At 70.9% G+C, this 26,585-nt stretch carries 24 protein-coding genes and 1 tRNA gene; 8 read left to right on the forward strand and 17 right to left on the reverse strand.

The genetic code is table 11. From position 1 onward, the window contains the following. Position 1: 1 nt before the first annotated feature. Both ASG30_RS00635 and ASG30_RS00640 read right to left on the reverse strand, forming a co-directional pair. Positions 2 to 259, reverse strand: a complete 258-nt coding sequence (locus ASG30_RS00635; RefSeq protein ID WP_055891073.1) for a PP0621 family protein — start codon at positions 257 to 259, stop codon at positions 2 to 4. Then, a complete protein-coding gene (locus ASG30_RS00640; protein WP_055891075.1) occupies positions 256 to 1,053 on the reverse strand; it encodes a cytochrome C assembly family protein in 798 nt (265 codons plus the stop codon). Before ASG30_RS00640 ends, ASG30_RS00635 begins: the two co-directional genes overlap by 4 nt. A gap of 53 nt (positions 1,054 to 1,106) precedes the next feature. Here ASG30_RS00640 and ffh point away from each other — a divergent pair, with 53 nt between their 5' ends. From ffh to ASG30_RS00655, 3 genes are read left to right on the forward strand one after another with little or no spacing between them, the layout of a single operon-like run. Then, entirely contained in the window at positions 1,107 to 2,480 is a 1,374-nt protein-coding gene (ffh, locus tag ASG30_RS00645) for a signal recognition particle protein (protein WP_055891078.1), read from the forward strand. A 40-nt stretch (positions 2,481 to 2,520) separates the two neighbouring features. After that, positions 2,521 to 3,714, forward strand: a complete 1,194-nt coding sequence (locus tag ASG30_RS00650; RefSeq protein ID WP_055891080.1) for a M20 aminoacylase family protein — start codon at positions 2,521 to 2,523, stop codon at positions 3,712 to 3,714. Between the two features lie 28 nt (positions 3,715 to 3,742). After that, the gene (locus tag ASG30_RS00655) at positions 3,743 to 4,708 is read left to right on the forward strand and encodes a tripartite tricarboxylate transporter substrate binding protein (RefSeq protein ID WP_055891083.1); all 966 of its coding nucleotides are present in this window, start codon (positions 3,743 to 3,745) and stop codon (positions 4,706 to 4,708) included. Between the two features lie 24 nt (positions 4,709 to 4,732). Here the strand turns inward: ASG30_RS00655 and mdoH are convergent, their stop codons facing one another. From mdoH to ASG30_RS00700, 9 genes are all read right to left on the reverse strand, one after another. After that, a complete protein-coding gene (gene mdoH / locus ASG30_RS00660) occupies positions 4,733 to 6,778 on the reverse strand; it encodes a glucans biosynthesis glucosyltransferase MdoH (protein WP_055891086.1) in 2,046 nt (681 codons plus the stop codon). After that, on the reverse strand, positions 6,742 to 8,319 hold the full coding sequence (locus ASG30_RS00665) for a glucan biosynthesis protein G (RefSeq protein WP_082521790.1): 1,578 nt from the start codon (positions 8,317 to 8,319) through the stop codon (positions 6,742 to 6,744). Before ASG30_RS00665 ends, mdoH begins: the two co-directional genes overlap by 37 nt. Positions 8,320 to 8,468: 149 nt before the next feature. Beyond that, positions 8,469 to 9,887, reverse strand: a complete 1,419-nt coding sequence (locus ASG30_RS00670; RefSeq protein WP_055891090.1) for a sigma 54-interacting transcriptional regulator — start codon at positions 9,885 to 9,887, stop codon at positions 8,469 to 8,471. After that, on the reverse strand, positions 9,884 to 10,486 hold the full coding sequence (locus ASG30_RS00675) for a hypothetical protein (RefSeq protein ID WP_055891093.1): 603 nt from the start codon (positions 10,484 to 10,486) through the stop codon (positions 9,884 to 9,886). Before ASG30_RS00675 ends, ASG30_RS00670 begins: the two co-directional genes overlap by 4 nt. Beyond that, positions 10,476 to 11,903: a sensor histidine kinase gene (locus tag ASG30_RS00680; RefSeq protein ID WP_055891095.1), complete on the reverse strand. Its 1,428-nt coding sequence runs from the start codon at positions 11,901 to 11,903 to the stop codon at positions 10,476 to 10,478. The genes ASG30_RS00675 and ASG30_RS00680 overlap by 11 nt, the downstream gene beginning before the upstream one ends. A 9-nt stretch (positions 11,904 to 11,912) precedes the next feature. Further along, complete coding sequence (gene miaB / locus ASG30_RS00685) at positions 11,913 to 13,250, reverse strand: tRNA (N6-isopentenyl adenosine(37)-C2)-methylthiotransferase MiaB (RefSeq protein ID WP_055891099.1); 1,338 nt, start codon at positions 13,248 to 13,250, stop codon at positions 11,913 to 11,915. A 5-nt stretch (positions 13,251 to 13,255) separates the two neighbouring features. Continuing rightward, entirely contained in the window at positions 13,256 to 13,645 is a 390-nt protein-coding gene (locus tag ASG30_RS00690) for a hypothetical protein (protein WP_082521792.1), read from the reverse strand. Positions 13,646 to 13,711: 66 nt separating this feature from the next. After that, positions 13,712 to 13,788 (reverse strand) — tRNA-Met (locus ASG30_RS00695). Between the two features lie 28 nt (positions 13,789 to 13,816). Next, on the reverse strand, positions 13,817 to 14,596 hold the full coding sequence (locus tag ASG30_RS00700) for an enoyl-CoA hydratase (RefSeq protein ID WP_055891101.1): 780 nt from the start codon (positions 14,594 to 14,596) through the stop codon (positions 13,817 to 13,819). A gap of 94 nt (positions 14,597 to 14,690) precedes the next feature. Here ASG30_RS00700 and ASG30_RS00705 point away from each other — a divergent pair, with 94 nt between their 5' ends. The 3 genes from ASG30_RS00705 to paaK are packed head-to-tail and all read left to right on the forward strand — an operon-like array spanning position 14,691 to position 17,224. Next, a complete protein-coding gene (locus tag ASG30_RS00705) occupies positions 14,691 to 15,494 on the forward strand; it encodes an enoyl-CoA hydratase-related protein (RefSeq protein ID WP_055891104.1) in 804 nt (267 codons plus the stop codon). Between the two features lie 3 nt (positions 15,495 to 15,497). Then, on the forward strand, positions 15,498 to 15,932 hold the full coding sequence (paaI, locus tag ASG30_RS00710; RefSeq protein ID WP_055891107.1) for a hydroxyphenylacetyl-CoA thioesterase PaaI: 435 nt from the start codon (positions 15,498 to 15,500) through the stop codon (positions 15,930 to 15,932). Continuing rightward, on the forward strand, positions 15,929 to 17,224 hold the full coding sequence (gene paaK / locus ASG30_RS00715; RefSeq protein ID WP_055891110.1) for a phenylacetate--CoA ligase PaaK: 1,296 nt from the start codon (positions 15,929 to 15,931) through the stop codon (positions 17,222 to 17,224). The genes paaI and paaK overlap by 4 nt, the downstream gene beginning before the upstream one ends. 148 nt (positions 17,225 to 17,372) lie before the next feature. Here paaK and ASG30_RS00720 read toward each other — a convergent pair whose 3' ends face one another. The 4 genes from ASG30_RS00720 to ASG30_RS00735 are packed head-to-tail and all read right to left on the reverse strand — an operon-like array spanning position 17,373 to position 22,103. Then, positions 17,373 to 18,524 carry a DUF3108 domain-containing protein gene (locus ASG30_RS00720; protein ID WP_082521793.1) on the reverse strand — a complete coding sequence of 384 codons (1,152 nt, stop codon included), beginning with the start codon at positions 18,522 to 18,524 and terminating at the stop codon, positions 17,373 to 17,375. Continuing rightward, entirely contained in the window at positions 18,503 to 20,266 is a 1,764-nt protein-coding gene (locus ASG30_RS00725; RefSeq protein ID WP_055891114.1) for a M61 family metallopeptidase, read from the reverse strand. The genes ASG30_RS00720 and ASG30_RS00725 overlap by 22 nt, the downstream gene beginning before the upstream one ends. Beyond that, positions 20,263 to 20,976, reverse strand: coding sequence for a DsbC family protein (locus ASG30_RS00730; protein ID WP_055891117.1), 714 nt, complete (start codon positions 20,974 to 20,976; stop codon positions 20,263 to 20,265). Before ASG30_RS00730 ends, ASG30_RS00725 begins: the two co-directional genes overlap by 4 nt. A 23-nt stretch (positions 20,977 to 20,999) precedes the next feature. Then, entirely contained in the window at positions 21,000 to 22,103 is a 1,104-nt protein-coding gene (locus tag ASG30_RS00735) for an FAD-dependent monooxygenase (protein WP_055891119.1), read from the reverse strand. 35 nt (positions 22,104 to 22,138) lie between these two features. On the opposite strand from ASG30_RS00735, the gene ASG30_RS00740 reads away from it, so the two are divergent. Next, positions 22,139 to 23,020 carry an MOSC domain-containing protein gene (locus ASG30_RS00740; protein WP_055891121.1) on the forward strand — a complete coding sequence of 294 codons (882 nt, stop codon included), beginning with the start codon at positions 22,139 to 22,141 and terminating at the stop codon, positions 23,018 to 23,020. A gap of 16 nt (positions 23,021 to 23,036) precedes the next feature. Here the strand turns inward: ASG30_RS00740 and ASG30_RS00745 are convergent, their stop codons facing one another. Beyond that, entirely contained in the window at positions 23,037 to 24,875 is a 1,839-nt protein-coding gene (locus ASG30_RS00745; protein WP_055891125.1) for a sensor domain-containing diguanylate cyclase, read from the reverse strand. Positions 24,876 to 24,906: 31 nt separating this feature from the next. On the opposite strand from ASG30_RS00745, the gene ychF reads away from it, so the two are divergent. Further along, the gene (ychF, locus tag ASG30_RS00750; RefSeq protein ID WP_055891128.1) at positions 24,907 to 26,001 is read left to right on the forward strand and encodes a redox-regulated ATPase YchF; all 1,095 of its coding nucleotides are present in this window, start codon (positions 24,907 to 24,909) and stop codon (positions 25,999 to 26,001) included. Here the strand turns inward: ychF and ASG30_RS00755 are convergent. Next, positions 25,998 to 26,492 (reverse strand): YqaA family protein, encoded by a 495-nt coding sequence (locus ASG30_RS00755; RefSeq protein WP_055891135.1) that lies wholly within the window; start codon positions 26,490 to 26,492, stop codon positions 25,998 to 26,000. The genes ychF and ASG30_RS00755 overlap by 4 nt on opposite strands. Between the last annotated feature and the right edge of the window lie 93 nt (positions 26,493 to 26,585).

Consider the following 26,585-nt stretch of genomic DNA (forward strand, 5'->3'; position numbering starts at 1 on the left):
TTCAATTGCCGCCGTCGCGGCGGTGGTCGGCGCTGCAGTACAGGCGCCCGCTGGCGCCCGGCACCGCGTCCGGCCGCGGCAGGTGGAGCGCGCAGACGGGGCAGCGCACCATGTCCTGCGGCAGGGCGGGTGCAGGTGCGGGGCTGGGACGCGCGGCGGCCGCGGCTTCGTCACGGGCGCGATCGCGCTCGCGCTCGCGTCCCGATCGCCACACCAGCCAGGCGATCACCAGCACCGCCAGCACCAGCAGGTACTTCATGTCGACCGCCCCAGCACCACTTCCAGCACGAAGCGCGAGCCCACGTAGGCCAGCAGGAGCAGCAGGGAGCCGGTGTACAGCACACGCACCGCCGTGCGGCCGCGCCAGCCGAAGCGCGCGCGCCCCAGGAGCAGCATCGCGAAGGCGACCCAGGCCAGCACCGAGAAGATGGTCTTGTGCTCCCAGCGCCAGGCCCGGCCGTACAGCGACTCGCCGAACAGCAGCCCCGCCAGCAGCGTGGCGGACAGCAGCACAAAGCCGGCGAAGGCGAAGCGGAAGGTGAGGCGCTCCAGCGTGAGCAGCGGCAGGCCGGCCCGCGGTTCGGCGGCCAGCCGCATCATCTGTTCGGCGCGGCGCATCAGCCAGGCGTGCACCACGGCGGCGGCGAACAGCCCATAGGAGGCGATGCCCAGGGCCAGGTGCAGCGGCAGCAGCGGCGTGGTGGCGTGCATCGGCGTGCCGGGGAAGACCAGCGCCAGGAGCACCGCCGCCGACCCCAGCCCGGCCATGGCCCAGCGGGCCTGCAGTTGCGGGAACAGCTCCCGTTCGACGGCGTAGACGGTCAGCACCAGCCACGCCGTGACCGACAGGGCGGGCGCGAAGCCGAATCGGGGCGAATCGCCCAGCAGGGTCCAGCCCAGCACCACCGCATGGAGCACCCAGGCGACCACCAGCGCCCAGCGCGCCGCGCGCTGGCTCAGGCGCGCCGCGCCCGCCGCGGGCACGGCATAGGCCGCGGCGGCCGCCAGGGACAGCACGGCACCGGTCGTGGACCCACCACTCGCTAGAATCATGAGCCGCAGTTTAGTCGCTCGCCCCGCATCCGCCGGGTTACGGCGCACCCCCCATGGCCTCCGCCCTCTCCGACAAACTCTCCCGCCTGGTCAAGGAAATGCGCGGCCAGGCGCGCATCACAGAAGCCAACGTGCAGGACATGCTGCGCGAGGTTCGCATGGCCCTGCTCGAGGCTGACGTGGCGCTGCCCGTGGTGCGCGACTTCGTCGCCCGGGTCAAGGAAAAGGCGCTGGGCCAGGAGGTGGTGGGCTCGCTCAATCCCGGCCAGGCGCTGGTGGGCATCGTCAGCCGCGAGCTGGTCGCCACCATGGGCGAGGGCGTGTCCGACATCAACCTGGCGGCCCAGCCGCCGGCGGTGATCCTGATGGCCGGCCTGCAGGGCGCGGGCAAGACCACCACCACGGCCAAGCTGGCCAAGCACCTGATCGAGAAGCGCAAGAAGAAGGTGCTGACGGTCTCCGGCGACGTCTACCGTCCGGCCGCCATCGAGCAGCTCAAGACCGTCACGCACCAGGCCGGCGCCGAGTGGTTCCCCAGCTCGCCCGACCAGAAGCCGCTGGACATCGCCCGCGCGGCGCTGGACTACGCGCGCAAGCAGTACTTCGATGTGCTGCTGGTCGACACGGCCGGCCGCCTGGCCATCGACGAAGTGCTGATGCGCGAGATCCGCGACCTGCACGCCGAGCTCAAGCCGGTGGAGACGCTGTTCGTGGTCGATGCCATGCAGGGCCAGGACGCGGTGAACACCGCCAAGGCCTTCAAGGAAGCGCTGCCGCTGACCGGCATCGTGCTGACCAAGACCGACGGCGACTCGCGCGGCGGCGCGGCGCTGTCGGTGCGACAGATCACCGGCGCGCCGATCAAGTTCGCCGGCGTGTCCGAGAAGATCGACGGGCTGGAGGTGTTCGATGCCGAGCGCCACGCCGGCCGCATCCTGGGCATGGGCGACATCGTCGCCCTGGTCGAGCAGGTCACGGCCGGCGTCGACATGCAGGCCGCGCAGAAGCTGGCGGCCAAGGTCAAGAGCGGCGAAGGCTTCGACCTGAACGACTTCCTGGCCCAGATCCAGCAGATGAAGCAGATGGGCGGGCTGTCCACGCTGATGGAGAAGATGCCCGCGCAGGTCCAGGCCAAGGCCGGCCAGGTCGACATGGACAAGGCCGAGCGCGACATCCGCCGCAAGGAAGGGATCATCTGCAGCATGACGGCGCACGAGCGCCGCAAGCCCGAGATCATCAAGGCCACCCGCAAGCGCCGCATCGCCGCCGGCGCCGGCGTGCAGGTCCAGGAGGTCAACCGCCTGCTCAACGAGTTCGAGCAGATGCAGGGGATGATGAAGAAGATGAAGGGCGGCGGCCTCATGAAGATGATGAAGCGCATGGGCGGGATGGGCGGCAAGGGCGGCATGCCCAAGCTTCCTTTCTAGGGGCAGCCCTGCAGCGGGGCCGCTCCTATACTGCCCCGCCATGAAGATCGTCGACTCCTTCGCGGACATCTCCCGCTTCGTCGCCATCCGCCGCGACATCCACATGCATCCTGAACTCGGCTTCGAGGAACACCGCACCTCGAAGATCGTGGCCGAGCTGCTGCGCGAATGGGGCATCCAGGTGCACACCGGCGTCGCCGGGACCGGCGTCGTCGGGGTCCTGCGCTGCGGCAACGGCCCGCGCACCATCGGCCTGCGGGCCGACCTGGACGCGCTGCCCCTGCAGGAGGAAAACCACTTCCCGCACCGGTCGCAGCACGATGGCCGCATGCACGCCTGCGGCCATGACGGGCACACCACCATGCTGCTGGCGGCGGCCTGGCACCTTTCGCAATCGCGCGACTTCAGCGGAACGGCGAACTTCATCTTCCAGCCGGCCGAGGAGATGGGCAAGGCGGGCGCGCTGAAGATGATCCAGGACGGCCTGTTCGAGCGCTTCCCCTGCGACGCGGTGTTCGCGCTGCACAACTTCCCGATCGGCAACGTGGGCGGCTTCGCGCTGAACCACGGCGCGCTGATGGCCTCCAGCAACACCTGGCGCGTGACCATGACCGGCCGCGGCACCCATGCCTCGATGCCGCACACCGGCATCGACCCGATCGGCGCCGTGATCGACCTCGGCCAGCAGCTCCAGTCGCTGGTGCCCCGGGTCGTCAATTCCACCGAGCGCGCCCTGCTGGCGGTGACCCAGCTGCAGGGGTCCGACGCCCCCAACGTCATCCCCGACACGGCGGCGGTCGGCGGCACGGTGCGCACCTTCTCGGTGGACGCGCTCGACCGCATCGAAGAGGGTTTGCGAAGACTCGCAGGCGGCATCGCGCAGGCGCACGGCTGCAGCGCCGACGTGTTCTTCCGCCGTGCGTCGCCGCCGGTGGTCAACCATGAGGCCGAGGCCCGCTTCGCGGCCGAGGCGATGCGCGAAGTGGTGGGCGACGGGATGGTGGATGAAAGCTATCCGGCCGTGATGGGCGCGGAGGACTTCGCCCACATGCTGCGCGTCAAGCCGGGCTGCTATGCCTTCATCGGCAACGGCGATGGCGGGCACCGCCTGGCCGACCACGGGCCCGGTCCTTGCATCATCCACAACACCTCGTTCGACTTCAACGACGAGATCATCCCCATCGGCGCCAGCTACTTCGTGCGGCTGGCGCAGCGGTGGCTGGCCCAACCCTGAGTCCACAAGCAAAGCAAACGGAGCCTCCATGAGCCCTCGCAGCATCGCCCGCGCCGTCATGGCGTTCACCCTCGTCGCCGCCACGGCATCGCCGGCGCTGGCCCAGCGCGTCATCCGCATCGTGGTGCCGTTCGGTCCCGGCGCGGTGCAGGACACGGTCGCGCGGACCTTCAACGCCGAACTGGGGCAGCTGCTCGGCGCCTCGGTGGTGGTCGAGAACCGGCCGGGCGCCGGCGGCACGCTGGGCACCGCCCAGGTGGCCAAGTCGCCGGCCGACGGCAACACGCTGGTGCTGGCCGCGGCCAGCCACACGCTGGCCGGCCACCTGTACAGCAAGCTGGCCTACGACCCGATCAAGGACTTCACCGGCCTGGCCTACATCGGCAACTCCGGCTACGTCATCGCCGCGCCGGGCAACCTGGGCGTCAACAACCTCGCCGACTACGTCAAGCTGCTCAAGTCCAAGCCCGGGCAGACCAACTACGCGTCGGCCGGCAACGGCAGCGCCACGCACCTGGGCATGGCGTACTTCCTGTCGAAGGCCGGCGTGGAGATGCAGCACGTGCCGATGAAGTCCACGGGCGACGCCGTCAACGAGCTGCTGGCTGGCCGCGTGCAGGGCGTGACGTCCTCGCTGATCGGCATCGTGCCGTTCAAGCAGGACGCGCGCGTGAAGCTGCTGGCCTACACCGGCTCGCAGCGCTCCCGCTTCCTGCCGGAGCTGCCCACGGTGGCCGAAGCCGGCGTGCAGGGCTACAAGTTCGATTCCTGGATCGGCCTGCTGGCGCCCGCCGGCATGCCCAAGGCCGAACTGGACAAGCTCAACGCCGCGATGAACAAGGTGCTGGCCGATCCGGCCGTGCAGCAGCGCCTGACCAACCTGGGCGTGGAAGTCGGAGGCAACCTGGCGGTCGAACCGTTCCAGAAGCTGCTGCGCGAGGACTACGACAGCGCCGGCGCGCTGGTCAAGGCGTCCGGCGCCCGCATCGAATAACGAACGAGCAGAACGCGCGCCGTCTCAGGCGGCGCGCAGTTCGCGTGCCGCGCGCCCTGCGTGCAGGCGCGCGCGCCGCAGCACCGGCGGCGAGCCCGCCTCCTCCGGCACCAGCATCAGCCCGCGCGAGCGCAGCCACAGCCCCAGCTCCACGTGGCTGGTGAGCACCACCAGCGGCGCCGCGAACATCAGCGGCAGTGCCACCGGCAGCAGCGACAGGGCCGCGCCGCCCTCCACCAGGGCCACGCCCGCGGCGAGCGCCAGGAACACCAGGGTCAGCGGCAGCAGCTGGCGCAGCGCGTCGCCCCAGCGGATGACGGCGGCCTCCCGCGGGGGCGAGGTCCAGTGCAGCTGGATGCCGGTCAGCGCCACCGCCACGAACAGCGTGTGGGCCAGCATGCGCACCGGCGCCTGCACCAGGGCCAGCACCGTCTCCAGCGCCGCGCTGGCCAGCATGCGGGGGGTGCCGCCGAACTCGCGCTGCTCGCCGCGCATCACCACGGCCACCAGGCCCAGCACGCGCGGCAGGAACAGCATGCACAGCGTCCAGGCCCACAGGCCCAGCAGCTCGGCGGGTGCCGCGCCCAGGTCGGGCAGCACGCGCGCGCCGGACAGCCACAGCGCCGTTCCCGACAGCAGGAAGGCCAGCCACAGCGGCGCCGACAGGTACGACATGGCGCCGATCGCGAACATGGCGCGGTGCACCCGGTGGAAGCCGGGCTCGGCGATCAGGCGGGCGTTCTGCAGGTTGCCCTGGCACCAGCGGCGGTCGCGCTGCAGCTCGGACAGCAGGTCCGGTGGCGGCTGCTCGTAGCTGCCCGCCAGGTCGGTCACCAGCCACACCTGCCAGCCGGCGCGGCGCATCAGCGCCGCTTCCACGAAGTCGTGCGACATGATGCCGCCCGACAGGCCGCCACGCCCGGGGATGGGCGCCAGGCCGCAGTGCGCCATGAATGGGGCCACGCGGATGATGGCGTTGTGGCCCCAGTAGTGCGACTCGCCCAGCTGCCAGAACTGCAGTCCCAGCGTGAACAGGCGGCCCGTGACGCGGGCGGCGAACTGCTGCGAGCGCGCGTGCAGCGTGGCATGGCCGATCGGCTGCGTGGCGGTCTGCAGGATGCCGGCGCGCGGATGCGCCTCCATCAGCTTGGCCAGCGTCACCAGGCAGTCGCCGCTCATCACGCTGTCGGCATCCAGCACCACCATGTAGCGGTAGTCGGGGCCCCAGCGGCGGCAGAAGTCCGCCACGTTGCCGGCCTTGCGGTGGGTGCGGCGCGTGCGGTGGCGGTAGTAGACCTCCACCTGCGGGCCTTCGGGCTGGGCCGCGAGCGCGGCGCGCAGCGCTTCCCACGCGCCGCGCTCGGCCGCCAGCGTGGCCGGGTCGCGGCTGTCCGACAGCACGAACACGTCGAACTGCCGGCCCTGGCCGGTTGCGGCCAGCGACTCGCAGGTGGCGCGAAGGCCGGCGAACACGGTGGGCACGTGCTCCTCGCAGATCGGCATGATCACCGCCGTGCGCACGTCAGGAGCCAGCGCCTGGTCGCGCACCGCGCGAGCCGAGATGCCGTGCGCATCGCCGCGCACCATCACCCAGAAGCCCATCAGGGCCGTGGCAAAGCCGGTGACCACCCAGGCCGACAGGGCAGCGAACAGGGCCACTTCGCCGTAGAACAGCCAGGCGTTGTCGTACTGGGGCTGGGCCGACGCGAACAGGGCGGTGGCGACTGCGCTGCTCAGGACCGCGATCGAGGCGAAGGCGGCGCGGCGGCGTTGCGCCGCCCGTTCCCAGGGCTGGCGGGACGCGGCGCGCGAAGGCGCACCGCCGCCCAGCAGCCGCTGCAGCCGCGTGAGCGTGGCCAGCGCGACGCTGTTCCAGAAGCCGCGCCAGGGCACCACCGGCATGGAGCCGCGGTGGATGGGCGGCGCCGTCACCGCATTCGGATGGCGCTCGGCGCGCAACCGGCTGCGGCGCGAGGGGACCGCGACGGGGGCAACGGGTGAGTCGCCGCCGGTCTCGGAAACGCCGGCCTGCCTCAGTGGGCGGCGTCGGGTAGCACGATGTAGGTCCATGTTTCGCTCAGGGTGTCGTTGCCGTGTTGGAGAAAGGCGCGCAGTTCGACCGGCTGGGCCGGATCGATGGGGCGCACCCGCAAGGTCATGCGCCAGCTGCGGCTGGCGGCGTTGAAATAGACGAGCTGCTGCTCGATGCGGCCGTTGGCGTCGCTGTTGGCGACCACGCGCACCGGGGCGTCCGGCGGCAGCGCGTCCAGCGCCGGGCCGGTGAAATCGACCACGAACTGCACCTGGCCGGCCGTCAGCGCGGCCTGTTCGGCCCGCTGGTAGCCCTGGCCGCGGCGCGACTGCACCGTCCAGGCGCCGGGCGGGCGCTGGGGCGCGTCGCCCTGCCAGTGCAGTTCGTAGGCGAAGGCGATCGCCTCGCCGGGCGCGGGCAGCCTGGCCGGCACCCAGTAGGCCGCGATGTTGTCGTGCGTCTCGTCGGGCGTGGGCAGCTGCAGCAGCTCGACCCGGCCCGGTCCCCAGTCGCCGACCGGCTTGACCCAGGCGCTGGGGCGGCGCTCGTAGCGGGCCTCGGCATCCTCGTAGCTGGCGAAGGCGCGGTCGCGCTGCATCAGGCCGAAGCCGCGCACGCCGGGCACGGCGAAGCTGGTGACCACGGGCTTGTCGGGGTTCTGCAGCGGACGCCAGAGCCATTCGCCGCTGGCGCTTTCGACCAGCAGGCCGTCGGAGTCGTGCACTTCCGGACGGAAGTCGCCGGGCCGCGGCTGGTTCTCGCCGAACAGGAACATGCTGGTCAGCGGCGCCAGGCCGAGCGTGGCGACCGGCTGGGCGACGCCGGTGCGCAGGAACACCCGGGCGCTCACGTCCATCACCGTCGAGCGGCCCGGCCGCACGACGAAGCGGTAGGCGCCGGTGGCGCGCGGCGACTCCAGCAGCGCGTGGATCACCAGCTCGGTGGCGCCCGCGCGCGGCCGCTCGATCCAGAACTCGGAAAAACGGGGGAACTCCTCCGGCCCGCTGGCGCCCGCCGTGTCGATGGCCAGGCCGCGGGCCGACAGGCCGTACTGCTGGCCGGCGCCCAGGGCGCGGAAGTAGCTCGCGCCCAGGAAGACGACCAGTTCGTCCTTGTAGGCGCTGTTGTTGAGCGGGTAGTGGACGCGGAACCCGGCATGGCCGAGGTCGGGCCAGCCCTGCGTGGAGAGCGTGTTCTTGCCGTAGTCGTAGTCGGTCCGGCGCCAGGGCACGTCGCGCACCTGGCCGTTCTCCAGCACCTCGTGCACCCGCACCGGCTGCGGGTGGTAGCGCCCGCGGTGGAAGAACATGGTCTCGAACGGCAGGCCGGCATCGCGCCCCAGGGCCTGATCGGGACGGAAGCGGATGTCGCGCAGGCCGTCGTAGTCCAGCGCGGCCAGCTCGGCCGGCAGGTCGGCGGCCGGAACCCGCCACGGCTGCGTCGAGCGCGAGCGGGCCAGCTCGGCCACGGAATCCAGCGGCCCGACCTGGGCCATCGAGAGGGGCGCGACAAGCAGCCAGACCGCTGCGGCGAGGAAGAAACGACGGGCCGGCGCGAGCACGGCAAGAACCAAAGGCATGCCCTGGCTAGTGCAAACCCTAGGCCAGGTTGAAAGTCCTTTGTTGACAGGGACTTACGAGCGCTTTTTGCTGTTGGGTTGGGGCCTTGGCCGGAAAGGCGCCCCGAAAAGCCTGTTTTTGTCGCCGGTGGGCGACAGGGAAACGTTCTCTACCGGTCCTTCGCCTTGGCAGGGGTGGCATCGGCCCTGTCGTCATCCGGCGACAGGCCCTGTGCGTCGCCCTTGAACAGGCCCGGCGTGAGCTCGTTCTTCTGCAGCAGCCGGTAGAACTCCGTTCGGTTGCGGCCGGCCAGCCGGGCCGCGTCGGCCACGCTGCCGTCGGTCATCTTCAGCAGCCCGACCAGGTACTCGCGCTCGAAGCGCTGCTTGGCCTCGACGTAGGTCAGCACTTCCACGCCCGGCACGCGCAGCGCCCGCTGCACCAGCGCCAGCGGCACCAGGGCGGTGGTGGACAGCGCGCAGACCTGCTCCACCACGTTGTAGAGCTGGCGCACGTTGCCGGGCCAGGGCGCGGCAGCCAGCGCCTTGAGCGCCTCCGGCGCGAAGCCCGACACGCGCTTGGTGTACTTGCCCGCGAGCTTGTGCAGGAAGTGGTTGGCCAGCAGCGGGATGTCCTCCCGGCGCTCGCCCAGCGTGGGCAGCGTCAGCGTCACCACGTTCAGACGGTAGTAGAGGTCCTGGCGGAACTGGGCGCTGGCCATCGCGGTTTCGAGGTCGCGGTGGGTCGCCGAGATCACGCGCACGTCGACCGGGATCGACTGGCTGGAGCCCAGCGGGCGCACCGCGCGCTCCTGCAGCACGCGCAGCAGCTTGACCTGCAGCGCCGGCGGCATGTCGCCGATCTCGTCCAGCAGCAGCGTGCCGCCGTCGGCCGCCTGGAACAGGCCCTTGTGGTTGGCCACCGCGTCGGTGAAGGCGCCCTTGACGTGGCCGAACAGCTCGGACTCCAGCAGCGCCTCGGGGATGGCGCCGCAGTTCACCGCCACGAAGGGCCGGCGTGCCCGCGGGCTGGCCTTGTGGATGGCGCGGGCCAGCAGCTCCTTGCCGCTGCCGCTGTCGCCGCGCAGCAGCACCGACGCATCGGAGCGCGCCACCATGCGCGCCTCGGCCAGCAGTTCGGCCATGCGGCTGGAGCGGCTGACGATCTCCTCTCGCCAGCGCTCGTCGGCGGTTTCGCCGGTGACGGGCGCACTGCTCAGCGAGATGGCCTGCGCGATCTTGTCCAGCAGCTCGCGAGGTTCGTAGGGCTTGGTGAGGTAGCCGAACACGCCGCGCGCGGTGGCCTCCACCGCGTCGGGAATGGTGCCGTGCGCCGTCAGCAGGATCACCGGCAGCGAGGGATGGCGGCCGCGGATCTCGTCGTACAGGCTCAGGCCGTCACGCCCGGGCAGGCGCACGTCGCTCAGCACCAGCTGCGGCCGCTCCACCGCCAGCTGCGACAGCGCCGCCTCGGCCGAGCCGACCGCGCTGACCTGGTAGCCGGCCGCGTGCAGCCGCATCGACAGCAGCCGCAGCATGTCGGCATCGTCGTCGACGACCAGGATGCGGGGACCGGACGTGGTGCTCATGGCGTGGCCGGGCGGTTGGGGCGGGCCCGCTCGATGGCCCGCAGGGCCTCGAGCCGGTCCTGCAATTGCTCGGCGCGGCGCTGGGTGTCGCGCAGCTGCTGGGACTGTCGGTCCACCATCTCCTCCAGCCGGCGCTGCTCGTTCAGATGGGCCAGCAGCTGGCGCGCCAGCGGATGCAGCGTGCGCGCGTCCGGCGTGTCCTCGGCCTGCACGCGTTGCAGCAGCTGCGCGGCGCGCGCGCTGTCGCCGGGCGCGCGGGTCTGCATCAGCACCAGCGCCATCTGGAACAGGTTGCCCGGCGTGGGGTCCTGGCCGGTCAGGCGAGAAAGCTCCGCCGCCGCATTGGGCGGCGTGAGCCCGCGGACGCGGTCGGCGTAGGCGAGCATGGCGGCCGCCGGCGTCGTCTCGACGGGGGCGGGGGCCGCGGCCGGCGGGGGCGGGGGTGCCGGCGGCGGCTCGGGCATCACCGCGATCACCATCGGCGGCGGCTCCGGCGGCGGGGGCGGCAGGGGGATGGGCGCGGCGCAGCCGACCGTCAACGCGGCGGCCGCGAGGCCGGGCGCGAGCAGGCGGACAAGGGCGGCGGGCTCAAGTGGCATGGGGCAGTTCGATCCGGAAATGCGCGCCGGGTCCGGCGTGCGGCAGCAGGATGATCCGGCCGCCATGGGCTGCAATGTATTCCTGCACGATGGACAGTCCGATCCCGGTGCCGGGCGGCGCGTCCTGCGGCTGGTGTTCGCCGCGGTAGAAGGGCTCGAAGACGCGGTCGCGGTCGGCCTCGGCGACGCCCGGTCCCTGGTCTCGCACGTCGATCTCCACGGCGGCGGGCAGGCGCCGCAGCTGCAGGCGGAGCTGGCCGCCGTGCGGCGAGAAGCGGATGGCATTGGTCAGCAGGTTGGCCAGGGCGGTGCCCAGCTTGTCCGGGTCCACCGGCGCGACCACGCTGTCGCCCTCGACCTCGACGGTGAGCTCCTTGGCATCCCACTGCAGCCGCTGCGCCTCCACCTGGTCCTGCAGCAGGGCCAGCAGGTCGGTGGGCTTGCGGCGCAGCTGGCGCGCCTCGAACGCGGCGGCGTTGAAGCGCAGCAGCGCCTCGATGCGCTCCTGAAGCCCCGCGGCGTTGTGCTGCAGGATGCGAACAACCTCCTGCTGGCGGCTGTTCATCTCGCCGGCCACGCCCTCCTGCAGCAGCGACACGCCTTCGCGCAGCGAAGCCAGCGGGGTCTTGAGCTCGTGCGAGACGTGGCGCAGGAAGCGGGCCTTGTCGGCGTCCAGCTCGGTCAGGCGCAGGCGCAGCCAGTCGAGCTGGCGCGAGAGGCGCCGCACGTCGTTGGGACCCCGGATCTCGATCGGCTCGTCCAGCCGGTTCTGCCCCAGGCCTGTGATCGCCGCCTCCAGCCGCTTGAACGGCCGCGCCAGCCAGATGCCCAGGCCGGCGATCAGCAGCGAGGTCAGCGCGAGCACCACCACCACCTGCTGCATCAGGCGCGCGCGGCTGTTGTCCAGGCGCTCGCGCAGCTGGCGGTTGCGCTCGCCGATGAGCTGCTGGACCTCGCGCGTGATCCCGGTGTTGAGGCTGTCGAATTCGCGAAAGCGCTGGGCCGCGACGCGCTCGCGCTCGAGCGCGGTGGCGGCCGGGCCGGACAACAGCGCCTCGACGGCATCGAGCTGCTCGTTCCAGCGCTGGCCCTGCGAAGGCGTCAGGCCCTGCTCGGTCAGCCGCCGCAGGGCCGCGCGGGCACGGGACGCCTCCTCATCGAAGCGTCGGCGCAGCACCGAATCGCTCAGGATCAGCGACTGGCGCGCCGCACGTTCCATGTCCACGGTGCGCTCGGCCAGCGTCTGCGCGCTGGCGTTCAGGTCGAGTGCGGCCGCGGTGGCCGAGCCGCTCTGGGCCATCAGCCGGTCGAGCACCACCACCGCACGCAGCGCGGTGCCGCCCAGGAGCGCGCCCACGAGCATGAAGGCGATCAGCAGCAGCTGATGGAACGACAGGTGGAAGCGCGTCCCGGCCATGCGCCGGGGTCAGGCGGGTGCGGTTTCGCGCACGGCCACCTGCGCGCGCAGCGAGTGCGGCAGCGCCTCGGTGATGGTGACGTCGACCATCTGCCCCACCAGGCGCTGCGGCCCGGGGAAGTTGACGATGCGGTTGCATTCGGTGCGGCCCATCAGCTCGGTCTTGTCCTTGCGCGAAGGGCCTTCGACCAGGAGGCGCTGCACCGTGCCCACGCGGCTGGCGCTGATGCGGCGCACGTTGTCCTCCAGCACGGCCTGCAGGTGGTGCAGGCGGCGCAGCTTGGCCTCGTGCGGCGTGTCGTCGTGCAGCGCCGCCGCCGGCGTGCCCGGCCGCGGGCTGAAGATGAAGCTGAAGCTGGCGTCGTAGCCGACGTCCTCGACCAGCTTCATCAGCTTGCCGAAGTCCTCTTCGGTCTCGCCCGGGAAGCCGACGATGAAGTCGCTGGACAGCGAGATGTCCGGTCGCACGGCGCGCAGCTTGCGGATCGTGCTCTTGTATTCCATCGCGGTGTAGCCGCGCTTCATCGCCATCAGGATGCGGTCGCTTCCGTGCTGCACCGGCAGGTGCAGGTGGCTGACCAGCTTGGGCACCTTGCCGTAGGCCTCGACCAGCCGCTGGGTGAACTCGTTCGGGTGGCTGGTGGTGTAGCGGATGCGCTCGATGCCGGGGATCTCGGCCACGTACTCGAGCAGCAACGCGAAGTCGGCGATCTCGGCGGTGCCGCCCATGGGGCCGCGCCAGGCGTTCACGTTCTGGCCCAGCAGCGTCACTTCCTTGACGCCCTGGTCGGCCAGCTCGGCCACCTCGGCGAGCACGTCGTCCAGCGGACGCGAGACTTCCTCGCCCCGGGTGTAGGGCACCACGCAGTAGCTGCAGTACTTGCTGCAGCCTTCCATGATGGAGACGAAGGCGGTCGCGCCTTCCACCCGCGCGGGCGGCAGGTGGTCGAACTTCTCGATCTCGGGAAAGCGGATGTCCACCTGCGGCCGGCCCAGTCGCTGGCGCTCGGCCAGCAGCTGGGGAAGGCGGTGCAGGGTCTGCGGGCCGAACACCACGTCGACGTAGGGCGCGCGCTCGACGATGGCCGCGCCTTCCTGGCTGGCCACGCAGCCGCCCACGCCGATCAGCACACCCTTCTTCTTGAGGTGCTTGACCCGGCCCAGGTCGGAGAAGACCTTCTCCTGCGCCTTCTCGCGCACCGAGCAGGTGTTGAAGAGGATGAGGTCGGCCTCTTCCGGGTCCTGCGTCGGTTCGTAGCCTTCGGCCGCGTGCAGGACGTCCGCCATCTTGTCCGAGTCGTACTCGTTCATCTGGCAGCCGAAGGTCTTGACGTAAACCTTCTTCATGGCGGTCACTTCCGGGCGCCGAAGATCAGGTCCAGCAGTTCGGCAAAGCGCTTGTGGCCGTCCGGGCTGCCGTCCTCCGCCGGGGCCACCCGGCTGTACTCCTCGTCCGTGAGCACCCAGACCTCGTGCACCAGGCCGGCGGCATCGCGGCGGTAGACCACCGGCAGCACCTGGCCGACTACGCTGCCCGACAGCAGCATGAGGTTGTTGGTGCCGCGGATGCGGGCGCCGGGCGACAGCCGGTCGGGCTGGCCGTTGAGCGTGATCTGCGGCGGGGCCGTGACGGTCAGCCTGGCCGGCTTGACGCCGGCCGGGGCGCTGCGGATGACGACCTGGGCCTGCGCGACGGCGGCGGCCAGCAGGAGGGCGGCGGGAAGGAGGATCCAGCGGTTCATGGTGTTGATCCAGAGGCTGAAGTGGAAAAAACAAAGGCACTGTACGGGACAGTGCCTTTGGGGGTCTGGTGGCGCTTCACGGACTCGAACCGCGGACCTGTGGATTATGATTCCATCGCTCTAACCGACTGAGCTAAAGCGCCGAGAGCCCGTGATTATAGCCAACAGGCGTCAGCGGTGGCTGAACGAGGGCGCACGCTTGGCCAGGAAGGCCTCCATCCCCTCTTCCTGGTCGGCCGTCGAGAACAGCGCGTGGAACAGGCGCCGCTCGAACATCACCCCGTCGCTCAGCGGCGATTCGAAAGCCCGGTTCACCGATTCCTTGGCCGCCATCGCCGCCAACCGGGGCATGTCGGCGATCACGATCGCGGCCGCCAGCACCTCATCCATCAGCTTGTCCAGCGGCACGACCCGGCTCACCAGCCCGGCGCGCTCGGCCTCCTGCGCGTCCATCATGCGGCTCGTCAGGATCATGTCCATGGCCTTGGACTTGCCGACCGAGCGCGGCAGGCGCTGGGTGCCGCCGGCGCCCGGGATGATGCCCAGCTTGATCTCGGGCTGGCCGAACCGGGCGTTGTCGGCGGCGATGATGAAGTCGCACATCATCGCCAGCTCGCAGCCGCCCCCCAGCGCGAAGCCGGCCACCGCGGCGATCACCGGCTTGCGGATGCTGCGCACGTGCTCCCAGTTGCGGCTGATGTATTCGGACTTGTAGACGTCGGCGAAGCTGTACTTGGTCATCACCGAGATGTCGGCGCCGGCGGCGAAGGCCTTCTGGCTGCCGGTGACGACGATGCAGCCGATCGCGTCGTCGGCGTCGAAAGCCTTGAGCGCGGCGCCCAGCTCGTCCATGAGCTGGTCGTTCAGTGCGTTGAGCTGCTTGGGGCGGTTGAGCGCGACGATGCCGACCTTGCCGGCTTCGATGCGCGTTTCGATGGTCTCGTAGGCCATGGCGTCTCCTTGGAGCGGGCACTATACCCAAGCGAAAACGTGGCCCGACCGAGCGGTCGGTGAATGTTAGATTCGGCGCAGGAGACCCCCCGACATGAGCGAACCGACCGTCCTCTACGAGACCCGTGGCGCCATCGCGCTGATCACGCTGAACCGCCCGCAGGCGCTCAACAGCTTCACACGCGCCATGCACAAGGAATTGTGGGCCGCGCTGGAGCGCATCGAGGCCGACAAGTCGGTCCGCGCGGCGGTGATCACCGGCGCCGGCCGGGGGTTCTGCGCAGGCGCCGACCTGGCGGAGTTCGACTTCGCCGAAGGCCCCGACCTGGTCCGGCGCGCCGACCCCGGTCCGCTGATCGACCAGGCCTTCAACCCCACCGTGCGCCGCCTGCAGGCGCTGCGCGTGCCCACCGTGGCGGCCGTCAACGGCGTCGCCGCGGGCGCGGGCGCCTCGCTGGCGATGACGTGCGACCTGGCGATCGCCGCGCACAACGCCACCTTCATCCAGGCCTTCATCAAGCTGGGACTGATCCCCGATGCCGGCGGCACGTACTTCCTGATCAAGAAGCTGGGCCTGGCCCGCGCCATGGGCTGCGCCATGCTGGGCGACAAGGTCAGTGCGCAGGACGCCAGGGAGTGGGGAATGATCTGGGACGTCGCGCCCGAGGGCGAGGACTGCCTGCAGGCCGCGATCAAGCTGGCCGAGCGGCTGGCCGTGCTGCCCACGGCGGGCCTGGTCGCCACCCGCAAGGTGCTGCGCGCGGCGGCGAGCAACGACCTGGACAAGCAACTGGACCTGGAGCGCGACACCCAGTCGGCCCTGGGCCGCACGCACGACTACATCGAGGGCGTGAAGGCCTTCCGCGAGAAGCGCGCGCCGAAGTTCAAGGGCGAGTGAGCGATGTCGCCCGAACAGAAGGCCGCCAAGGTCGGCGAAACCATGTTCGCGGCCGACCTGGCCAGCCGCGAGTTCATGAAGATGGAACTCGTCAGCTGCGCCCCGGGCCGCGCGAGCATGCGCATGGTGGTGCGCGAGGAGATGCTCAACGGCCACCGCATCTGCCACGGCGGCTTCATCTTCACCCTGGCCGATTCCACTTTCGCCTTCGCCTGCAACAGCCACAACAAGGTGGCGGTGGCGGCCGGCTGCAGCATCGAGTTCCTCAAGCCGGGCCAGCTGGGTGACGTGCTCACCTGCGAGGGCGTGGAGCAGGTGCTGCAGGGCCGGCACGGCGTGTACGACATGCGGGTCACCAACCAGCGCGGCGAGGTGGTGGCCATGTTCCGCGGCAAGAGCGCCCAGATCCCGGGCACCGTGTTTCCGGAGGCACCATGAAGTCCTTCCCCCTCGAGGCGATCGAGAAGTCCGGCCTGGACGAACTGCGCGGGCTCCAGCTCAAGCGCCTCCAGGCCACGCTGGCCCATGCCTATGCGAATTCACCGGTCTACCGGGCCAAGTTCGACAAGGCCGGCGTGCACCCGTCCGACTGCCGCTCGCTGGCGGACCTGGCGAAGTTTCCCTTCACCACCAAGCACGACCTGCGCGACAACTACCCGTTCGGGATGTTCGCGGTGCCGCGCGAGCAGTGCGTGCGCATCCACGCCTCCAGCGGCACCACCGGCAAGCCGACGGTGGTGGGCTACACGCAGAACGACATCAACACCTGGGCGACGGTGGTGGCGCGCAGCATCCGCGCCGCCGGAGCGCGGCCGGGCGACATGGTGCACGTGAGCTACGGCTATGGCCTCTTCACCGGCGGGCTGGGCGCGCACTACGGCGCCGAGCGCCTGGGGCTGACCGTGGTGCCGTTCGGCGGCGGCCAGACCGAGCGCCAGGTGCAGCTGATCACCGACTTCAAGCCCGACATCATCATGGTCACGCCCAGCTACATGCTGGCCATCGCCGACGAGTTCGAGCGCCAGGGGCTGGACCCGCGCGAAGCCAGCCTGCGCCTGGGCATCTTCGGCGCCGAGCCCTGGACCAACGACATGCGCCTGGCCATCGAGCAGCGCATGGGCATGGACGCGGTCGACATCTACGGCCTCTCGGAGGTGATGGGGCCGGGCGTGGCCAGCGAATGCGTCGAGACCAAGGACGGACCGACGATCTGGGAGGACCATTTCTATCCCGAGATCATCGACCCCGAGACGGGCGAACCGGTGGCCGACGGCGAGCTGGGCGAGCTGGTGTTCACCAGCCTGACCAAGGAGGCGCTGCCCATCATCCGCTACCGCACCCGCGACCTCACGCGGCTGTTGCCGGGCACGGCGCGCAGCATGCGGCGCATGGAGAAGATCACCGGCCGCAGCGACGACATGATGATCGTGCGCGGCGTCAACGTGTTCCCCACGCAGATCGAGGAGCTGATCTGCAAGCGGACGGAACTGGCGCCGCACTACCTGTGCATCCTCACGCGCGAGGGGCCGCTGGACTGCCTCACCGTGGCGGTGGAAGCGCGCCAGGGGCTGTCGCACGAGAGCGCCGAAGCACGCGGCGCGGCCGACGCGCTGGCGCACGAGATCAAGACCTACGTCGGCACCACCGCGGTGATCGAGCTGAGGGCCGAGGGTGGCGTGGAGCGCAGCGTCGGCAAGGCCAAGCGGGTGGTGGACAAGCGGCCGAAGTGAGCTGACCGCCCGTCTCCGTCCCCGTCCCCGTCGTCATTCCCGCGAAGGCGGGAATCCAGAGCGTCCGCCTTCAGCGGACTTCAGGGAAGCACTGGATTCCCGCCTTCGCGGGAATGACGGTTTTGTGCGGGGACGACCGTGACTTGCCTCACCGCTGCTCGATCGACTCCACGAGCAGGTCGATGTGCGCCTCGTCCCCCATGTTCACCCGGATGCGAACCGGCAGGTACTGCAGGCTCGGCGCGAACCACATCTCCGCCGTGATGTTCCCCCGGGGGTTGGCGATCGGCCGGGGCTTGAGGTGGAAGGCCTCGATGTCGCCCAGCTTCGTGCGCAGCGTCTCGCTGGCCACCACGTCGTAGGTCCACAGGTCCACCTGCGACGGCCGGGCCATCCAGAAGCTCACCGCGCGGCCGACCTCCAGCCGCTCCTGACCGCTGGCGAAGCGGTGGCTCAGCTCGACGAACTGGCTGGCGGTGTCCTGCACGCCGGGCGGTCGCGGCACCACCTTGCCGTTGCCCAGCAACACCTCGCGCTCGCCGACACGCAAGCCCCGCGGCCGGCCGTTGCGCACCTCCTCATAGACCTGGGGCTGAAGCGACGTCGGCCCGACCTCGCCCTGGCTCGTCATCACCAGCTTGGCCATGAAGGTGAGTTCCACCTCCACCCGCACCTGGTACTTCGCCCCCTCGCGTTGCCACAGCACCCGCGCGTCGCCATACAGCTCGCCGCTGCGGAAGCGCCCGCCGAGACGGTAGCGCAGGCGGGTGTCGGACGGCCAGGATTCGGTCGATCCCGGGGTGACGGCGGCGGTGTCGGTCCCGGTGCCGACCGCGCTGCTGCCGGCCGTGGCCGGCGCCGAGGCTCTCGGTGAAGGCGGATCGGCCGCCTGCGCCACCGCGGGCGCCGGCGGCTCGGGCGGGCTCGCGACTTCGGCCGGCGGCTCGGGTTCGGGGACCGCGGGTTCGGGCGCCGCGGCCCGGGGCTCGGGCGCGGGTTCCTCGGCCTTGGGCTGCGGCAAGGTGCGCGTCGCCTGCGCGGGCAGGCTGGGCGTCGGCCGGATCGTCGCCGTCGGCGGGGAGGGCGGTGCGGCCTGGGCCACCACCGCCGGCGGCGCCTTGGGCGCTTCGGGCTCCAGGATGCGCGTGTACAGCGGCGACACCATCGGCTTGAGCAGGCGCGTCTCGGCCTGCCAGCGCGACAGGCCTTCGAGCGCCGCCACGTGCGCCAGCAGCACCACGGCCACCACCGCGAGCAGCCGCCGGCGCGAGCCGCGGTTCAGGTCTGGAGGGACAGCCATGGCTGCGCCAGGGCCGGGTCGCGCAGCACCAGGCGCCAGGTGGTGGACGCGGCCGGAAGGTGCAGCTCCAGCCGGTGCAGGCGGCGGTCGCGCGCCACCAGGGCGGTCAGCCGGCGGTGCGAGCCGGCGTACAGCAGCAGGTCGTCGAGCTTGGCCAGCCGCCAGGCGTTGCCGCCCACTTCCACGCCCAGCCACTCGTCGCCCGCGGCCATGCCCGCTTGTTCGGCGGCGCCGCCGCGCAGCACGGTCTTGAGCTTGATCGTGGCGCCCGACTCGTCGGCGCGGATGCCCAGGCGCTGCTGCAGCTGCGAGGGCTCGTCCAGCGCGAAGATGCCCTGCTTGCGCAGCAGGTCGGCCAGCGGCAGCTCGCGCGTGCCGTGCACCCACGCCGCGATCTCGCGGGCGAAGCTGCGCTGGCCCAGCTCACGCAGCACGGCGGCGAAGTCGGCCTCGGTCATCGGGCCGCCCTTGCAGCGCACCCACAGGGCGCGCATCACATCGTCGAGCGTGGTGTGGCCCTCGGCGCGCAGCGTGAGATCGAAGCACAGCGCCACCAGCGAGCCCTTGGTGTAGTAGCTCACCGTGGCATTGGGCGTGTTCTCGTCCTGGCGGTAGTACTTCACCCAGGCGTCGAAGCTGGCGTTGGCCACCGGCTGCACCTCGCGCCCGGGCGTCTGCAGCACCTGGTTGATGGTCTTGTTCAGCAGCCGCACGTAGGCGGCTTCGTCGATCAGGCCGCCGCGGCGCAGCAGCAGGTCGTCGTAGTAGCTGGTGAAGCCCTCGAAGAACCACAGCAGCTGGGTGTAGTTCTCCTGCGAGTAGTCGTAGCGGCCGAATTCCGCGGGCCTCAGCTGCTTGACGTTCCAGGTGTGGAAGTACTCGTGGCTGATCAGCCCCAGCAGCGTGGTGTAGCCGTCGCTCATGCGCGCGTCGCCCAGCCGCGGCAGGTCGCGCCGCGACGCGATCAGCGCGGTGGAGTTGCGGTGCTCCAGCCCGCCGTAGCCGTCGTCCACCACGTTGAGCATGAAGACGTAATGCTTGTGAGGCGGCTTGCGCCGGTCGTGCCAGAAGCGGATCTCGGTCTCGCAGATCTTCTGCACGTCGGACGCGAGCCGCGCGCCGTCGAAGGACTCGGCGGCGCCGGCCACCACCAGCCGGTGCGGCACGCCGTTGGCCTTGAACTCGGTGCTCCAGAAGACGCCCATCTCCACCGGGCAGTCGACCAGTTCGTCGTAGTCGTGCGCCAGGTACAGGCCGAAGCCGCGCTTGCCCGCCTTGAGCGGCGCCAGGCCGGTGGCCGCCTCCCAGCCCGGGCGCGGTGACACCAGCTCCAGCGCGTGGGGCTGCGCCTCCTGGCCATGCACCCGCAGGCACAGGCTGGTGCCGTTGAAGAAGCCGCGGTCGGCGTCCAGCCAGGCGGTGCGCACCGAGTTGTCGAAGGCGTAGACCTCGTAGCCCAGCACCAGCGGGCTGCTGGGCACGCAGTCGACCTGCCAGGTGCACTTGTCCAGCTGGTGCACCGGCACCGGCCGCCCGTCCTGTCGGGCCACCAGCTTCTGCAGGTTCTTGGAGAACTCGCGCACCAGGTAGCTGCCCGGGATCCAGACCGGCAGCGACACGCGCTGCGCCGCCGAGGGCTGCTCGATGGTGAGCGCGACGTGGAACAGGTGCGCGTGGAGGTCGGCCGCCTCGACCCGGTAGTGCAGTCGCCAGGCGGGGGCGGCGTGCGCGCGCGGGCTCACTTGGCGCCGGACAGCAGCTTTTCCACCTCCGGCGCGCCCAGCGCGCCGGGCACGCGGCGGCCATCCGCGAACAGCAGGGTGGGCGTGCCGGTGATCTGGTGCTTGCGGCCGAACTCGCGGTTGCGGTCCAGCGCCGTGGTGTCGCAGCCGGGCGTGGGCGCGGCCGGCGCGGCGACGTCGCGCACCATCCAGTCCTGCCAGCTGCGGGCCTTGTCCTTGGCGCACCAGATGTTGCGCGACTTGACCACCGAGTCGTTGCCCAGGATCGGGTAGAGGAACATGTGGATGGTGACGTTGTCCACCTTCTGCAGGTCGCGCTCGAACTTCTTGCAGTAGCCGCAGTTGGGGTCCTGGAACACCGCCATGCGGCGCCTGCCGTCGCCGCGCACCACGGTGAAGGCGTCCTTGAGCGGCAGGCTGTCGAAGTCGATCGCCAGCAGCTTGTTCTGGCGCTCCTCGGTCAGGTTGCGGCGCGTGCGCAGGTCCAGCACCTGGCCTTCGATGAGGTAGTTGCCCTCGGCGTCGGTGTAGAAGATGTCGCTGCCCACGCGCACCTCGTACAGGCCGGCGGCCGGTCCCTTCGTCACCTCGTCGATCTTGCCGATCTGCGGCAGCCGCTCCAGCAGGTTCTTGCGGATGGTGGCTTCCTGCGCGAAGGCGGCGCCCGCCAGCAGGGCGCCGGCCAGGAGGGCGGTGAGGGTGCGATTCATGTTCTTTCCAATGCTTCCTGAGATCACAGGCCGGCGGCCTGGCGGATCGCCCACTGCTTGAGCGGCCCGCTGGCGTCGAAGCCGCGCATGCCGGTGTTGCGAACGGCGGCGAAGGCGGCGTGATCCTGCGCGAACAGCCGCTGCAGGCCGTCGGTGGCCGCCTCCATCGCCAGCACGTCCATCTTGCGCGAGCGCTCGTAACGGCGCAGCAGGCGCAGGTCGCCGACGGGGCGCCAGTATTCCCGCTCGTGCAAGACCTGCGCCAGCGCCCGGGCATCGGCCAGGCCCAGGTTCAGGCCCTGGCCGGCCAGGGGATGGATGGTGTGCGCCGCGTCGCCTGCCAGCGCCCAGCCCGGGCCGCACCAGCGGTCGGCGCGCGCCAGCTGCAGCGGCCAGGCGGCGCGCTCGCTGGTGAGCGTGAGCCGGCCCAGGGCCTGCTGGCAGGCCGCGGTGAGCTGTTCCTCGAAGTCCGCGGCCGGGCAGCGCAGCAGCGATTCGGCGCGATCCTGTCCCACGGACCAGACCAGCGCGAGGGAATTGCCGCCTTCCGCCGGCGCCTCCCCGCCCATCGGCAGCAGGGCGAGCACTTCGCCGCCCAGGAACCACTGCCGCGCCACGTGGCCGTGCGGCTTTTCGCTGTTCAGCCGCGCCGCCACGGCGTTCTGGCCGTACGGCTGGACGTCGTACTGCACGCCGAAATCGGCGCGCGTGGCGCTGGCGCGGCCCTCGCACACGACGGTGAGCGCCGCCTTGGCGGGCGCGTCGAGCATCGTCACCAGGGACTGGTAGCGCAGGGCCTCGGCCAGGCGCTGCTCGAGTGCGGGCACGTCGGCGATCCAGGCCAGGGCTGGCTCGGAGCCGGCGCGGAACTGCACCCGGCCGCCTTCGTCGCCGTGCACCTCCATGCCGGTGACTGGCGTGGCGTGGGCGCTGTCGGGCCAGGCCCGCACCGATTCGAGCAGCTGGCGCGAGGCCGCATTGAGCGCGTAGGCGCGCACGTCGCCGTGGCCTGGCGTGGGCGCGGCCTGCACCAGGCCCACGCGCAGGCGCTCGCGGGCGAGCAGGAGCGCCAGCGTGCGGCCGACGATTCCCGCGCCGCGGATACAGACGTCGAGAACAGGCGCCATCGTTCGATTGTAGGAGCCGGGGCACAATCGGTCCGATGAGTTCCGCAGCCCCGAAACCCGAGTCCGGCGCCGGCCTTTCCGGCCGCATCGCGCGCCTGTTCGTCTACCCCGTCAAGTCCTGCGCCGGCGTCGAACTGGCCGAGGCGGTCGTCACGCCCGCCGGGCTGGACCTGGACCGCGCCTGGATGGTGGTGGATGCCGAAGGCAACTTCGTCAGCCAGCGCGAGCTGCCGCGGATGGCACTGATCCGCCCGCAGCTGAAGATCCACGAGGTGATCCTGCGCGCGCCGGGCATGCTGGCCCTGCACCTGACCATCGACGCGGTGGAAGAGCCGGTGCAGGTGCGCCTCTGGGACGACGAGGTTCCGGCCTACGACATGGGCAGCGTGGCGGCCCAGTGGTTCAGCGATTTCCTCGGCCAGCGGTTGCGGCTGGTGCGCTTCGACCCGGACCACCGGCGCCTGTCCAACCTGGAGTGGACCGGCGGCCTGGAGGCGCCCAACCAGTTCAACGATGGCTACCCCTTCCTGGTGGCGAGCACCGCCTCGCTCGCGGGCCTGAACGAACGGCTGGCGAGCGCCGGCCATGCGCCGGTGGGCATCGAACGCTTCCGGCCCAACATCGTGATCGAAGGCGTGGAGGCGCACGACGAGGACCGCGCCGACGCGCTGCGCATCGGTTCGGAGCCCGGCACCGTGCTCAAGCTGGTCAAGCCCTGCCCGCGCTGCCCCATCCCCAACGTCGACCCGCAGACCGGCGAGACCAGTCCCGTCGTGGGCGATACGTTGCAGTCCTATCGGCAGAACCCGCGCCTGGACGGCCGGGTCACCTTCGCCATGAACGCCATCCTGCTGGAAGGCGAGGACGCGGTGCTGCGCGTGGGGCAGCCGGTCTCGGGCGACTGGAAGTTCGACTAGGAACGGAAAGGCGCGGTCAGCCGCGCACCGGCTGCGGCGGCAGCTCGCTGTCGTCGCCGGGACCGCCCGAGGTGTCGCCCTGCAGCGGCACCGGCAGCGTGGTCGGCGGCTCGAGGAAACGGATCGGCCGGCGCGTGCGCGGGGACATGGACGCGAGCAGGTCGCCCAGCGCCTTGGGCACTTCATCGGCCTCGACCGGGTTCTCGCACATCAGCACCGCGGCCGCATGGAAGTGCAGCGTGACCTCGGGCGTGAGGCCTTCCACCGGCATCAGGCCGGAGGCGATCAGGCGCGCGGCCCGGTCGCTGACCGCGGCGCGCGAACGCACGCCTTCCAGGATCAAGGCGAAGCGCGCCTCGCCGATGCGGCTGACGGTGTCGACGTCGCGCACCAGCCGGCGCAGCTTGATCACGCTGCGCAGCAGGCCCTGCTCGGCCACGGTCGGGCCGTAGTGGGTCTTGATGCGGGCGTGGTTCACCAGGTCGATGAAGACGATGGCCGCGTCCTCGCGGTCGCGCTTGAAGCGCGAGACCACCTGGCGCAGCTGGTCGTGGAACAGGTGCTGCGCCAGCAGGCCGGTGAGCGCGTCCTGGGTGGACAGGGCCTGCTCGCGGATCTGCGCGCCGTGGCGGTCGCGCGAGCGGATCGACAGCGCCACCAGCATCAGCGGCACTTCCAGCACGATGGCCGCGACGACGGCGTACTGGGTGACGAACGAGATCGGCACCAGGCCCATCAGGCGCAGCATCGCCGCCGCGACTGCGGCCGCCAGCGGCAGGTAGGCGAACAGCACCCATAGCCCGACCACGTCGCGGCGCCGCCAGGCCAGCGTCGCCACGCCGATGTTCAGGAGCGAGGCCGCGGCCAGGTAGGCCGAGAGGATGTCCAGGGCCACGGCCCGGTCCAGCACCAGGTAGGCGGGCGACAAGGGAACGGCCAGCCAGCCGCAGAGCGAGGAGGCCCGGCCCAGCAGCCGGTGGCGCGCCGGCAGCGCCGTCAGCTCGCGAACGAACAGGACGGCGGCGCCGGCGGACAGGAAGGCCAGCACGCCGGGCGCGGCGTCGGACCAAAACCGGGCGAACGGCCACAGCAGGTGCGCCGCCACGCCGGTGTATGCGAGCACGCAGAGCGTGCTCAGGCCCGCATAGGTCGCGTACCCCGCCCAGGCGCGATCGCGGTAGGCCCAGCCCTGCGCCACGCAGGCCGCGATCAGCAGCAGCAGGGCGCCGATGGCCGACCCCAGCCCCAGGTACTCCAGCTGCTGCTGCTGGCTGTGGGCGGAGCCGGTGGTCAGGCGCACGGGCACGCTGGTGCGCACGGCGCTGCGCACCTGGACGTAGATGTCGTGCGGCTCGCCGGCGGGCAGGTCGAGCCGGAACACCGGATAGCGGCCCGCCTCCGGCCAGTGGTCGACCGGCAGCCGGTCGCCGGCGCTCTGCACGCGCCAGCGGCCGCGCTCGTCGCGCTGCCACACGTGGACCTCGTCCACCAGCGGATTGGGAAAGACCAGCAGCCACTGCTGGTGCTCGCCCTCGGCGCGCAGCAGCCGCAGCCGCATCCACAGCGCCGCGCCAGGCTCCAGCGGGTGGACGGCGTCGGGCTGCCCGCGCTCGAAGCGCGCCCGGGTCTGCAGGACCTGGTCGAGCCCGGCGACACCCTGCGGGTCCAGCCACACCTGGGCGAACGACTCGGCGGACAGCGCGCCGACGCCGTCGGTCAGCACCACCGCGCCGGCGCGCGAACCTGGGGGTGCCGGCGGTTGCGCGGCGGCCGCGCAGGCCAGGAACAGCAGGACCGCCGCGCCGGCAAGGCGGCGCGCAGACCCCAGCGCCCGGGCCGCCAGGGCCCATGGCATACACTTTCCCGCTTGTCTGTCTGGAACTGCCATGAGCTTGAAGTGCGGCATCGTGGGTCTGCCCAACGTGGGCAAATCGACCCTGTTCAATGCCCTGACCAAGGCGGGAATCGCCGCCGAGAACTACCCCTTCTGCACCATCGAGCCGAACGTCGGCATCGTGGAGCTGCCTGACCCGCGTCTGGCGCAACTGGCCGGCATCGTGAAGCCGGAGCGCATTGTGCCGGCCATTGTCGAGTTCGTCGACATCGCCGGCCTGGTGGCGGGCGCGAGCAAGGGCGAGGGACTGGGCAACCAGTTCCTGGCCCACATCCGCGAGACCGATGCCGTGGTCAACGTGGTGCGCTGCTTCGACGACCCCAACGTCATCCACGTGGCCGGCAAGGTTGACCCGGTCTCCGACATCGAGGTGATCCAGACCGAGCTGTGCCTGGCCGACCTGGGCACGGTGGAGAAGAGCCTTTCGCGCTATACCAAGGCCGCCAAGTCCGGCAACGACAAGGAAGCGGCCAAGCTGGTGGCGCTGCTCACGCGGCTGCAGGCGACGCTCGACCAGGGCCAGCCGGTGCGCACGCTGTCGTTCAGCGACGAGGAGAGGGCGCTGCTCAAGACGCTGTTCCTGATCACCGCCAAGCCGGCCATGTTCGTGGCCAACGTCGACGAGAGCGGCTTCGAGAACAACCCCTACCTCGACCGCCTGCGCGAGTACGCCGAGAAGCAGGGCGCGCCCGTGGTCGCCATCTGCGCCAAGATCGAATCCGAGATGTCCGACATGAGCGAGGAGGACAAGCAGATGTTCCTCGCCGAGATCGGCCAGGACGAGCCGGGCCTGAACCGCCTGATCCGCGCGGCCTTCCGGCTGCTGGGCCTGCAGACCTACTTCACCGCCGGCGAGAAGGAAGTGCGGGCCTGGACGGTGCGCGTCGGCGCCACCGCCCCGCAGGCTGCCGGCGTGATCCACACCGACTTCGAACGCGGCTTCATCCGCGCCCAGACCATCGCCTTCGACGACTACGTCCAGTACAAGGGCGAACAGGGCGCCAAGGACGCGGGCAGGATGCGCAGCGAAGGCAAGGAGTACGTCGTCAAGGATGGCGACGTGATGAACTTCCTGTTCAACGTCTAGGGCGCGTTGATCCCGGGGATGCCCCCCGGGAAGATGCGCAGCAGCGCCACCGTCATCACGACGTAGCGCAGGAACTTGCCCACCAGCATCCAGCCCACGCAGGGCCAGAAGGGCATCCGCAGCCAGCCGGCGACGGCGCACAGCGGATCGCCCACCGCGGGCAGGAAGGAGAGGAAGCAGGCCTTGGGTCCGAGCTTCTCCAGCCATTCGATCGCCTTGACGTGCGATCGCGAGTGGCCCCATTTGTCGACCACCTGGTGGGCGCCGTAACCCATCCACCAGTCGACGATGCCGCCCAGCGTGTTGCCCGCGGTGGCCACCAGCACGGCGGGCCAGAACAGTTCGGGGTTGAGCTTGAGCAGGCCGAAGAGCGCCGGCTCCGAGCCGAGCGGCAGCAGCGTGGCCGACACGAAGGCGACGATGAACAGCGTCGAGAGGCCGAAGCGGGGAAGCGCCATCAGCGCCAGCAGGGACTCGAGCCACTCTTGCATGCGCGCGGATGTTAAGGCAGTCAAGCGGCGCAAACCTGTAGGCGCATACGCAGTCGCGGCAGGTTGGCCCGGCGTCAGGCGCGCGGCCTACAA

Origin of the sequence: Ramlibacter sp. Leaf400 (assembly GCF_001424545.1) — a bacterium.
In the GTDB taxonomy this organism is placed as follows: domain Bacteria; phylum Pseudomonadota; class Gammaproteobacteria; order Burkholderiales; family Burkholderiaceae_C; genus Ramlibacter.